This is a genomic window from Mesorhizobium ventifaucium (assembly GCF_935822925.1).
GTDB lineage: Bacteria > Pseudomonadota > Alphaproteobacteria > Rhizobiales > Rhizobiaceae > Mesorhizobium > Mesorhizobium ventifaucium.
Genome location: NZ_CAKXZS010000016.1, coordinates 43,662 through 54,777 on the forward strand (window position 1 = coordinate 43,662; position 11,116 = coordinate 54,777).

At 64.2% G+C, this 11,116-nt stretch carries 9 protein-coding genes; 3 read left to right on the plus strand and 6 right to left on the minus strand.

The genetic code is table 11. The features are described 5' to 3' along the window. Positions 1 to 235: 235 nt before the first annotated feature. Complete coding sequence (locus NMG70_RS14930) at positions 236 to 1,447, plus strand: acyl-CoA dehydrogenase family protein (RefSeq protein WP_254025245.1); 1,212 nt, start codon at positions 236 to 238, stop codon at positions 1,445 to 1,447. Positions 1,448 to 1,478: 31 nt separating this feature from the next. Beyond that, on the plus strand, positions 1,479 to 2,510 hold the full coding sequence (locus tag NMG70_RS14935; protein WP_254025246.1) for a phosphotransferase family protein: 1,032 nt from the start codon (positions 1,479 to 1,481) through the stop codon (positions 2,508 to 2,510). Positions 2,511 to 2,539: 29 nt separating this feature from the next. Here the strand turns inward: NMG70_RS14935 and NMG70_RS14940 are convergent, their stop codons facing one another. The 6 genes from NMG70_RS14940 to NMG70_RS14965 form a co-directional block, all read right to left on the minus strand. Further along, positions 2,540 to 3,037, minus strand: a complete 498-nt coding sequence (locus NMG70_RS14940; protein ID WP_254025247.1) for an aminomethyltransferase family protein — start codon at positions 3,035 to 3,037, stop codon at positions 2,540 to 2,542. Further along, positions 3,030 to 5,984: a sarcosine oxidase subunit alpha family protein gene (locus NMG70_RS14945; protein WP_254025248.1), complete on the minus strand. Its 2,955-nt coding sequence runs from the start codon at positions 5,982 to 5,984 to the stop codon at positions 3,030 to 3,032. The genes NMG70_RS14940 and NMG70_RS14945 overlap by 8 nt, the downstream gene beginning before the upstream one ends. Continuing rightward, entirely contained in the window at positions 5,981 to 6,277 is a 297-nt protein-coding gene (locus tag NMG70_RS14950) for a sarcosine oxidase subunit delta (RefSeq protein WP_436798393.1), read from the minus strand. Before NMG70_RS14950 ends, NMG70_RS14945 begins: the two co-directional genes overlap by 4 nt. A gap of 13 nt (positions 6,278 to 6,290) precedes the next feature. After that, positions 6,291 to 7,547 (minus strand): sarcosine oxidase subunit beta family protein, encoded by a 1,257-nt coding sequence (locus NMG70_RS14955; protein WP_254025249.1) that lies wholly within the window; start codon positions 7,545 to 7,547, stop codon positions 6,291 to 6,293. A gap of 10 nt (positions 7,548 to 7,557) precedes the next feature. Then, the gene (locus tag NMG70_RS14960; RefSeq protein WP_254025250.1) at positions 7,558 to 8,706 is read right to left on the minus strand and encodes a M24 family metallopeptidase; all 1,149 of its coding nucleotides are present in this window, start codon (positions 8,704 to 8,706) and stop codon (positions 7,558 to 7,560) included. Between the two features lie 77 nt (positions 8,707 to 8,783). Continuing rightward, positions 8,784 to 9,974, minus strand: coding sequence for a M24 family metallopeptidase (locus tag NMG70_RS14965; RefSeq protein WP_254025251.1), 1,191 nt, complete (start codon positions 9,972 to 9,974; stop codon positions 8,784 to 8,786). A gap of 219 nt (positions 9,975 to 10,193) precedes the next feature. On the opposite strand from NMG70_RS14965, the gene ehuB reads away from it, so the two are divergent. Continuing rightward, entirely contained in the window at positions 10,194 to 11,063 is an 870-nt protein-coding gene (gene ehuB / locus NMG70_RS14970; RefSeq protein WP_254019840.1) for an ectoine/hydroxyectoine ABC transporter substrate-binding protein EhuB, read from the plus strand. Positions 11,064 to 11,116 lie beyond the last annotated feature (53 nt).

Consider the following 11,116-nt stretch of genomic DNA (forward strand, 5'->3'; position numbering starts at 1 on the left):
ACGGCCGGCTGGTGCGTTATGCGCCAGACGGCACCGTCGCATCCTGTTCGCGATACCGGCCTTGGAATCAAAGGCTTTGCTGAACCACGCTTCGCCGGGTGACGGCGGCTGCAAAAGAGGATAGAGGCGAATAAGAAAAACGAGCGCTCGCTCGATTTCAGATATGGACCCGATGCTTTTCGGCGATCTCGTCCATCGATGGTGGCCACCTCGTTTCATCGCTGGGAGTTTGTCCATGAACTTCGACATTCCCGCCCGAGCCGAAGATTACCGCGTCCGCATTGCCGACTTCGTCGAGCGCGAGATCCTGCCGCTCGAAGCCGACAAGATGTCCTATGACGGGCATGGAAACATCGCCTTGCCGCTGCTGGAGACGCTTCGCGCCAGGGCGCGGATGACGGGCCTGTGGTGCCTGCAGCTCAAGCCCGAAACCGGCGGCGCCGGCCTCGGCAAGATGGATATTGCGGTCTGCTACGAGGAGATGAACCGGTCGATCTTCGGACCCGTGGTGTTCAATTCGGCAGCGCCCGACGATGGCAACATGATGGTTCTGGAGGCGCTCGGCACGCCAGCGCAAAAGGAAAAATGGCTGAAGCCGATCGTCGAGGGCAACGTGCGCTCGGCCTTTGCCATGACCGAACCGCATCCCGGCGGCGGCTCCGACCCTTCGATGATCATGACGCGTGCTGAGCGGCGCGGCGACAAATATGTGGTGACCGGCCGCAAATGGTTCATCACCGGCGCGGAGGAGGCCAGCCATTTCATCCTGATCGCGCGAACTTCGGACGATCCGCGCCATGGTCTGTCGGCTCTGATGTTCCACAAGGACCAGCCGGGTTGGCGCATCATGCGCCGCATCGAGATCCTGGGCCCCGAGGAGCATGGCGGGCATTGCGAGTTGGAATTCGACGGACTCGAAATTCCTGTCGAAGACATGCTGGTTGGCGAGGGCAGGGGCATGAAGGTGACGCAGGTGCGGCTCGGCCCGGCGCGGCTTACCCACTGCATGCGCTGGCTCGGATTGTCCAAGCGCTGCGTCGAGATCGCGCGCGCCTACGCTGCCGAGCGCCATGGTTTCGGCCAGCGGCTCGCCGACCGCGAAAGCGTCCAGCTGAAGCTCGGCGACCTCGCCATGCGCATCGAGATCGGCCGCATCCTGGTGATGAAGGCTGCGTGGGAGCTGGACCGCGGCGGCTTTGCCCGCAAGGACGTGTCGATGGCCAAGGTCCAGGTCGCCAATGTGCTGCATGACGCGGCAGATGTCGCGATCCAGATCAATGGCGCGCGAGGCTATTCCAAGGACACAGTGCTCGAATGGATATACCGCTATGCGCGCCAGGCGCGGCTGGTCGATGGTGCCGATGAGGTCCACAAGATGGTGCTGAATCGTTTCCTCGACGAGGAGGAGAGGGGCTTCTGGCGCTGGACCGTCGAAGGCGAGGCATAGCGGGCGCGGGGTGGCATCTCAGGAGGAAAAGATGCCGTTGAATGCGGATTTCGATCCTGCGGCATTGAAGAGCTTTCTCGCGAACCGCTTCGGCGATGCCGCAATGACACTCGAGCGGATCGGCGGCGGACAGTCCAACCCGACCTATTTCGTCGACTATGGTGCGCATCGCATGGTGCTGCGCAAGAAGCCGGCCGGGCCGATCCTGCGCGGGGCGCATGCCGTCGACCGCGAGTTCCGCGTGCTTGAAGCGCTCGCACCGACCAACGTCCCGGTGCCCCGGCCGGTGCTCTATCACGACGGTGTCGAGCCGCTCGGCACGCCCTTCTACCTGATGAAGCGGCTGGATGGTCGCGTCTTCCACGACTGTTCGCTGCCCGGCCTTGTCCCCGCCGAGCGACGCGGCATCTATTTCGGCATGGCCGAAGCGATGGCCAGATTGCATGCTGTCCGTCCCGACGAGGTCGGTCTCGGCGACTATGGCCGGCCCGGCAACTATTTCGAGCGTCAGATTGGCCGCTGGACCAGGCAGCTCAGGGAATCGCCGAGCGACAGAATTCCGGCACTCGAAGCGGTCGCCGACTGGCTGCCGCAGCATATGCCCGCGGATGATGGGCGCGTGTCGATCGCCCATGGCGACTTCCGCCTCGGAAATCTGCTGTTCCATCCCGGCAAGCCGGAAGTGATCGGCATTCTCGATTGGGAACTGTCGACGGTCGGCCATCCGCTCGCCGATCTCGGCTTTTGCTCGATGACCTGGCATTCGACCCCTGACGAATATGGCGGCATCCTCGGCCTCGATCATGCTGCACTCGGCATTCCCAGCCAGCGCGAATTCCTCGACCATTATTTCGCGCATGCCGTGCCCACCGCGCCCCTGCAACGCTTCCACCTGGTTTTTTCGCTGTTCCGTTTCGCGGTGATCTTCGTCGGCATCGCCGACCGGGCGCGGGCAGGCAGCGCGGCGTCGGCCGATGCCGCCGGCAAGTGGCCGCTCGCCGGCCGCTTTGCCGTACGTGCTCAAGAGATCATCCAAGGGGCGAGACCGTGGAGTGGCTCCTGAGGGAGGAGCGTTCGCGCCTGGTCCTTTCCCTACCCCGCCGCGTCAGCAATCCAGTCCGAAAGGCTTCGCGAAAAACTTCGCGGCACGATGAGTTCGCACGCGGCATCGCCGGTGCGCAGAAAGAGCACGGGCACATGGTGCAAGGATGTCAGCACGGCGCGGCCCGGGGCGGCCGCCGGCGCGCGCCAGTCGACAGTGATGCATTTGGAGAGAACCGGAGCGATGTGAGCCCCAGCCATTCTGAAACGCTCGCGACCCTCGCCGAGAGAAACTGAACAGCCGAGATCGGGGTCGACGGCCAGCGAAGGCGCTTCAAGACCATCGTCGAGAGCCAGCCAAAGACGGCGAGGTGCAACGCGGATGACGAGGAGACCTTTTTGGCGAACCGTCTCTCCGACCGAATCGGGAAGTTTGGTGCCTAGCAATGCCGAGAGGCTCTTTTCGAATTGCCCCAGCGTCCCGTCCCAGCCCTCGATCTGGATGAGCGGGCAATCGGCCACGGACAGGCTGAAATCCGGACTAGCCATGCAGCCGCTCCCCCTGCGGATCGAGGAATACCGGCGAGGCGATTCGGGCACGGACCGTTTCGGCTTTCATCGGATAGACCGCCACGACCTCGCTTCCTTCGCTGGCGACATCGCCGGCAAGCAAGGCCAGCCCGACATAGTGGCCGCGTTCGGGGCTGAAGGTGACGGAAGTGACGCGGCCGCGCCCGTGGCCGTAAGGTTTCTCGCCCGGCAGAAACAGGATGGCGCCACCGCGAAGGCGTTTTCCCTCCTCGATGCATTCCAGTCCGACCAGGCGCTGGCGGTCGGGCGCCTGGAAGGCGGGGCGCCGTCGCAGCACGTCGCCGACGAAGCCGGTACGCTTGCCCGCCATGCGGCCGAGGCCAAGATCGTCGAGCGTCGTGCGCCCATCGATTTCAGGTCCGGCGACATGGCCCTTTTCGACGCGCAGCGCGCCAAGCGCCTCGACGCCGTAAGGTTTCAGGTCGAACGGCCGGCCTGCTTCGAGCAGGCGGCTCCAAAGCTGTTCACCGGCAGTTGCGCCGACATAGATTTCGTAGGCGCGCTCGCCGGAATAACTGAGGCGCAGGATGCGGAGCGCACGGCCCTGCCATTCGCTTTCGAGCAATCCCATATGCGCAAATGCCGCGTCGGAAACATCGAGAACGGGAAACGCGGCACTCAGAATTGCGCGGCTTTTCGGTCCGGCAACCGACATCGCCGCCCATTCATCGCTCACCGAGGTCACGGCTACGCGCAAATCCGGCCAGGCCGTATCGAGCAGGAATTCAAGACGCGACAGCACGTCGGCGGCCTTGGCGGTCGAGGTGGTCATGAAGAACCGGTTCTCGGCCAGCCGCGTCGTGGTGCCGTCGTCGAAGACGATGCCGTCGTCGCGCAGCATGACGCCGTAGCGCGCACGGCCAACCGGCAGTTTGGCAAAGCCGTTGGCGTAGATGCGATCGAGGAAAATCGCGGCATCCGGGCCCTGGACGTCGATCTTGCCGAGAGTGGAGATGTCCATCAGGCCAGCGGCCTGGCGCACACTCCGCATTTCGGCGATATAGGCTTCGTTCGAGTCACGCCCGGACTGCCTGTAGAAAAAGGGCCGCATCCAGAGCCCGACCTCGATCATCTCGGCGCCGTTCGCCATGTGCCAGTCGTGCATCGGCGTGCGGCGGATCGGCTTGAAATGATGGCCGATGGCGCATCCGGCAAGCGCACCGATGGCGACCGGCGTATAGGGCGGTCGAAAGGTCGTGGCGCCGGTCTCGGGGATCGTTGCGTTGCGTAACGCCGCCATCGAGGCAAGCGCCGCAAAATTGCTGGTCTTGCCCTGGTCGGTGCCCATTCCGAGCGTGGTGTAGCGCTTCAGATGCTCGACCGATTCATAGCCTTCGCGATGGGCGAGTTCGATATCCCCAGTCGTCACGTCCATCTGGAAATCGACGAAGGCTTTTCCACGTCCGATGGAAGGGGCTTCGCGTAGCAGGGCCGTGGCGGTCTCGCCGAGATCGAGTTTCGAAGGAGCGGGCACCGGCATGGACTTGCCGCAGAACCATGCCGCCGCGATGCCGGCGCGATGACCGTCCTCGATGGCACCCGCGGTCGAATAAGTTCCCATCATCGAGCCGGCGCCGAACCGGTCCGCTGGAAACGCGCCCGGCACGAAGCCGCCGATGTCGTCGCGATATTGAGGTTTTACGCCAAGATGCGAGGTGAGATGCACGGTTGGCGACCAGCCGCCGGACACGCAGACCAGGTCGCAGGCGGCCTCAGGCTGGCCGTCCGGTCCGTTGAGCGTTGCACGCCTGACGGCATGGCCGCCGTTAAGGTCGACGATGCGCGTTGCGGCCCGCACCACCACGCCGAGCCGTCCGGCTTCTGCGGCAAGCGCTGTGGACGGCGCTGCGCGAACGTCGGCAACTATCACCTCTGCGCCGGCATCGGCAAGATCGAAGGCGGCGCGCCAGGCGCCGTCATTGCTGGTGGCGACGATTATCTTCTTGCCGGGCAGGACGGCGAAACGGTTGAGATAGCTACGGGCGGCCGACGCAAGCATGACGCCGGGCCGATCGTTGTTGGAGAATACCATTGGCCGCTCGATGGCGCCGGTGGCAAGAACGATCGAGCGGGCGCGAAGCATGGTGAACGTCTGCCGCGCTTCGCCGGCAAGCTGCGGATTGCTTGGGTCGCGTTGCTCGACCAGTCCGATGACATTGCCGTCATAGATGCCGAAAGCGGTTGTCCGCTTCATCAGAGTGACGGTTTCGGAGCTTTCCAGCTCGGCCTCGGCCTGTCTCAACCATGCGGCCGCAGCGCTGTCGGATTGTTCCGCCAGAAGCTGGCCGCCGAGCAGGAAATCCTGCTCGATCAGCGCCACCCGCGCGCCGGCCGTTGCGGCAGCACACGCCGCCGACAATCCTGCCGGGCCGCCGCCCCAGATTGCGACATCGGCAAAGGCATGACTGATGTCGTAGCGGTCGGGATCATGGCCGCTGCCGGCTCTGCCCAGCCCGGCCGCCTTGCGGATGAAGTGCTCGTAGAACATCCAGGCGCGGCGCGTCGGGCCCATGAAGGTCTTGTAGTAGAAGCCGGCCGAAAGGAACGGCGCCAACAGGCCGTTGATGCTTTGCACGTCAAAGGCGAGCGAAGGCCAGCGGTTCTGGCTCTCCGCGACTAGGCCGTCTTCGAGTTCCAGTGTCGTCGCCGGCAGGTTCGGCTGGCGCCTGCCTGCAGTTGCGAGCGTGACCAGCGCATTCGGCTCCTCGGGCCCGGCGGAAAAAATGCCGCGCGGACGATGATATTTGAAGCTGCGCCCGACCAGGGTGACGCCATTGGCGAGCAGCGCGGAGGCAAGCGTGTCGCCGCGATATCCGATCAGGCTCCGGCCGTCGAAGGTAAACTCGACCGGCTGCTCGCGGTCGATGCGGCCACCGATCGACAACCGCTTGTGGTTCGAATTCATGCCGGTGATTTCCTGGCCAGCGATTTCCTTGGGGCTAATTTCCTGGCCAGCTCGACCGATGCGATGGCGTGGTTGCGCGTGTCGCGTTCGACCACCAGCCATTGGCGGCAACCGGTCACGTGCTGCCAGAATTCGCGGTGCAGGCCAGCCGGATTTGCCCTGATATAGACATAAGCGTACCAGGCCTGCGGATCGGGATCGTCGTGCGCCGGACGCGTGACGGAAGCGTCGCCGCCGTAGCGGAACTCGTCATGGTCGCGCAGACCGCAGCAGGGGCATTCTATGCGCAGCATTGTCTTCCGCCTCCTATTGCAGCCAGGCTGAGGGGCCGGCGCCAGCCTCGTCGAGCGTGTGGCCGGTGCTGAAACGATCGAGCCCGTAGGCTGTGATCAACGGATGCGGCTTGCCGGTGGCGATCGTGTGGGCGAAGCACCAGCCGGAAGCCGGCGTCGCCTTGAAGCCGCCATAGCACCAGCCGCCGTTGAGATAGAGGCCTTCGATCGACGTCGGGCAGATGATCGGGCTGGCATCGGGCGTCATATCCATGACGCCGCCCCAATGGCGCAGCAGGCGGACGCGCGAAATGCACGGCATCAGCGCAATCGCCGCCTCCGCCACTTCGCGCACGACGCCGAGATTGCCGCGCTGGGCGTAGGAATTGTAGCCGTCGAGATTGCCGCCGAAGACCAGCCCGCCTTTGTCCGACTGGCTGACGTAGAAATGGTCGGCGCCGTAGGCGACGACGTGGTCTACCAACGGCTTCAGCGGTTCGGTGACGAAGGCCTGCAGGACGTGGCTTTCGATCGGCAGCTCAAGGCCGGCCTTGGCGCCGAGCACGGATGTATGACCGGCAACAGCGAGGCCGACCTTGCCGGCGCCGATCCGGCCCTTCGTCGTTTCGACGCCGACGATACTGTCGCCGTCGCGGAGGAAGCCTGTCACCTCGCAGTTCTGAATAATGTCGACGCCATGGCCGTCGGCGGCGCGCGCATAGCCCCAGGCGACGGCGTCGTGGCGCGCCGTGCCCGCCCGGCCCTGGAAGATGGCGCCATGGATCGGAAAGCGGGCCGTGTCGGAAAAATCGAGATAGGGCACCAGCCGGCGCACCTCGTCGCGGTCGAGGATATCGGCATCGATGCCGTTCAGCCGCATGATGTTGGCGCGGTAGCTGAAGCCGTCGAGCTGATCGGCCGAATGCGCGGTGACCAGCTGGCCGCGCTGCGAGAACATGACGTTGAAGTTCAGCGCCCGCGACATGCCCTCCCAGAGCTTCATCGAGAATTCGTAGAACTGGGTGTTGCCGTCGAGCAGGTAGTTGGAGCGGATGACGGTGGTGTTGCGGCCGACATTGCCGCCGCCGACATAGCCTTTTTCGAGCACCGCGACATTGCGGATGCCGTGGTTCTCGGCGAGGTAGAAGGCGGTAGCGAGGCCGTGTCCACCGCCGCCGATGACGATCACGTCGTAGGACGGTTTTGGCTCTGCTGCCCGCCAGGCGCGCTGCCAGTTCTTCTGGCCAGACAGCGCGTTGCGGAAAATCGAAAATGCCGAGTAGCGCGACATGCGTGCGGGCCTATCGAACGATCGGGCCGGCCGGCGTGCGGGTAAGCACTTCAGCGCCCGCATCGGTCAGAAGTACGGTGTTGGAGACGAAGTCATCGCCGCGACCGGTGCCCATCAGCCACGACAGGATGTGGAAGCTCATCCCGGTCTCGATCTCGAGGTCGGAATCGTGCCTCAAGCCAGTCACCGAATTGCCGCCGGTCCATGATGGCGGCTGGCCGGCGCCGACAAGATAGCCGCAGTGATGGCGGCGATAGTGGGAAAGACCGGCCTCGTCCGCGACTGCCTGCCAGGCAGCGTACACGTCGCGCGCCTTGGCCCCGGGCCGCAGCGCCTCGACGACGGCATCGAACGCCTTGGCGGTCACTTTTGCCATCGCGGCGTCTTTGTCGCTGATATAGCCGATGCGAACGAGCCGGCCGAGCGGCGCGTGATAACGCGAGATGCAGCCGGACAGTTCGACGAAGACCGGCTCGCCCTTGCGGTAGATCCCGTCCCCCCAGGTCGTGTGCTCCTCGCCCAGTCGCGCGGCCGGGCGGATGAAGGGTCCGAAGCCCGGAGCATGACCGCCGGCGCGGATCATCGCCGCAACGCATTGGGCCGCAACCTCCTGTTCGGAGGCGCTGTCCGAGATCGCGGCGATCGCGGCGCCGGCGGCGGCGTCGGTCACTTGTGCCGCCTGACGCATCAGCGCCTGTTCCTCGGCGCTCTTCACCCGCCGCATCCTGTCGACCAGGCCGGAAACATCGCTCCATCTGGCATCGGCCTGCGTCTGGAGTGCGACGGCAAGCCCATGGCTGAGGCCGGCCGTCCAGTATTCGAGGCCGATCCGCTTGCCGGACAGGCTGAGTTCCGCAAGCACCCGCGCGGCGAGGTCGGCCGCCGTTTCGCTGTCGGAATGGCCGCGGAATTCCGCTGCCGTCACTTGTTTCTCGATCGTCACCTTTTCCATCGAGCGGGTGACCAGAACAGGTTTTCCTTCGAGCGGCACGATCAGCAGGTGTGGGGCAAAATATCCCCAGTGATCGAGCCCGGTGAGGTAAAAGACGTTCTCCGGCGAAGCAAAGACCGCCGCGTCCAACTCGCGCTCAGCCAGCGCCGTGCGGACCCTGACAAGGCGGCCGGCGATTTCGGCCTCGGAAAACGGATTACGGTCCATCAGGCGTCCTCGTGCTGGTTACCGGTTTCGTTGCCGGCATGATCTTTCGTCAGTTACCGGCTTCCCGTCCGTCATGCTCAGTCGATGACGATGAGTTCGCGCGCCACGTCGCAGAGGCGTTCGCCGCCGTGATCCGTGACGACGAAGGATTCCGAGATGGCGATGCCGAAATCGTCGAGCCAAACGCCGGCCATGAAATGGAAGCACATCCCGGACTGCATCTCGGTGGTGTCGCCGGGACGAAGACTTGCGGTGCGTTCGCCCCAATCGGGCGGGTAGGCGAGCCCGACCGGATAGCCGACGCGGCTCTCCTTCTTCAGCCCGTTCTTCCTCAACACTGCCTGCCAGGCGGCTTCCACCTCTTCGGCGGTGTAGCCGGGGCGCGCCTTCTCAAGGCCGGCGTCGACGCCCTCGACGATCGCCTTGGCCATGTCAACGATGGCTTGCGGCGGCTTGCCGAAATGCACGGTCCGCGTCAGCGCCACATGATAGCGCCGCCGCACCCCGGCGATCTCCAGAATGGCGAGGCCGCTGTCCGGCAGCGGCGCGTCGGACCAGGTCAGATGCGGCGTGCTGGTGCCCTCGCCGACGGGCATCAGCGGACAGATCGCGGCATAGTCGCCGCCCGCTCCAGGCACGCCCATGATCTGTGCGTGATAGATTTCCGCAATGACATGGTTCTGGGGCACGCCGGGCCGCATTTTTTCGATGGCGCGTTTCATAGCGTGCGTGCAGATCGCACCGGCCTCGCGGATCAGCACCAGCTCGGCTTCGGATTTGACCAGCCGCGCCCAGTTGACGAGATCGTGGTTGTTGGCGAAGTGCGCTTCAGGCAGCCCGCTGACGAGATGGGCATGGCAGCGCGCGGTGTAATAATGCGCGTCCATCTCGACGCCGATGCGGGCGTTTCCCCAGCCACGCGACCGGATCAGCTGGGCGAGTTCGTCATAGGGGTGTTCGACGGGCTGCTGCACCAGCCGTTCCGAAAACGGCACGATGTTCTTCTCCGGCAGGCCGGTGGTCAGGCGTGCGCTCCTGGCGTCCTGCGCCCTGCCGAACCAGATCGGCCGGTCTTCCCTGAGATGGACCAGCACGCATTGCGGAACATAGAACGACCATCCGTCATAGCCGGTCAGCCAGCACATATTGGCTGGATCCTGACAGATGATGAGGTCGAAGTCGGCCTTCTCCATGCGTGACTTCACGCCCGCCAGGCGCTGCGCATACTCCGCTTGCGTGAAAGTCCCGAAACCGCTCGCGCTCGCCACCGAAATCCCACCTACCGGTACGCTGGTTTTTCTTAAATTGTGCACAACTAGGGCAATAGTTTTTGGTCTGCTATGGATTATCACCAACTTTCTGTGGTTTTTATATCTTCGCTTGCACAATGTCTAGGGCAGTTGTATACGTCTTAGACGAGCAGGTGTCGACCTCGAAGAAGGCCGCGCCCTGGGAATCATCAGTCAGTTGTTCAATGGGAGAAAAGCATGTTCAAATCATCGATATCGCGCCGGATGGTCGTGAAAGCCGCCGCCTGCCTGGCGCTTGCCGCGACATCACTCACGGCGCTGCCCGCTTATGCGGAAACCACCCTCGAACGGGCCAAGAAGGACGGCTACATCCGCGTCGGCTTTGCCAACGAGGCGCCGTTTGGTTTCGCCACGCCTGACGGCAAGCTGACCGGCGAAGCGCCGGAGGTTGCCAAGGCGGTGCTCGCCAAGATGGGTATCTCGCAGGTTGACGGCGTGCTGACCGAATTCGGCTCGCTTATCCCAGGTCTCAAGGCCGGCCGCTTCGATATCATCGCCGCCGGCATGTTCATCAATCCGAAGCGCTGCGCCGAGATCAATTTCTCCGAGCCGTCCTACGGCATCGGTCAGGCCATGCTGGTGGCAAAGGGCAATCCGAAGGGCGTGAAGGACTTTTCCAGCTTCAAGGAAAACCCGGATCTCAAGCTCGCCGTGATGGCTGGCGCCGTCGAGGGCGGCTATGCCAAGGACGCTGGCGTCGCCGCAGGGCAGATCGTTGCCTTGCCCGACCAGTCCAGTCTGGTCGCCGCCGTCCAGTCGGGCCGCGCCGACGCTGCCGCACTAACCGCTCTTTCGATCGCCGACATGGCCAAGAAGGCCGACGGCGTCGAATCGACCAAGCCGTTCGGCGAGGTTGCCGGCAAGTCGGTGAAAGGCCATGGCGGCTTCGGCTTCCGCAAGGAAGACACCGATCTGCTGGAGGCGTTCAACGCCGAACTGAAGACGTTCCTCGGTTCGCCGGAGCACATCGCGCTGGTCGAGCCGCTCGGCTTCGGCAAGGACTACCTCCCAAACAAGACCACCGCGGAGCTTTGCGCGGGCAACTAGGTTCCCAACTGCTGGCGGCGCGAAAGCGCCGCCCCTTTTTCCTGGGGGAATCC

What these genes read in the sequence shown, in the direction of transcription:
- ehuB (WP_254019840.1), top strand. Translation starts at nt 10,194, where the DNA reads ATGTTCAAATCATCGATATCGCGCCGGATGGTCGTGAAAGCCGCCGCC.
- NMG70_RS14940 (WP_254025247.1), bottom strand. Translation starts at nt 3,037, where the DNA reads ATGGCTAGTCCGGATTTCAGCCTGTCCGTGGCCGATTGCCCGCTCATC.
- NMG70_RS14955 (WP_254025249.1), bottom strand. Translation starts at nt 7,547, where the DNA reads ATGTCGCGCTACTCGGCATTTTCGATTTTCCGCAACGCGCTGTCTGGC.
- NMG70_RS14945 (WP_254025248.1), bottom strand. Translation starts at nt 5,984, where the DNA reads ATGAATTCGAACCACAAGCGGTTGTCGATCGGTGGCCGCATCGACCGC.
- NMG70_RS14950 (WP_436798393.1), bottom strand. Translation starts at nt 6,277, where the DNA reads ATGCTGCGCATAGAATGCCCCTGCTGCGGTCTGCGCGACCATGACGAG.
- NMG70_RS14930 (WP_254025245.1), top strand. Translation starts at nt 236, where the DNA reads ATGAACTTCGACATTCCCGCCCGAGCCGAAGATTACCGCGTCCGCATT.
- NMG70_RS14960 (WP_254025250.1), bottom strand. Translation starts at nt 8,706, where the DNA reads ATGGACCGTAATCCGTTTTCCGAGGCCGAAATCGCCGGCCGCCTTGTC.
- NMG70_RS14935 (WP_254025246.1), top strand. Translation starts at nt 1,479, where the DNA reads ATGCCGTTGAATGCGGATTTCGATCCTGCGGCATTGAAGAGCTTTCTC.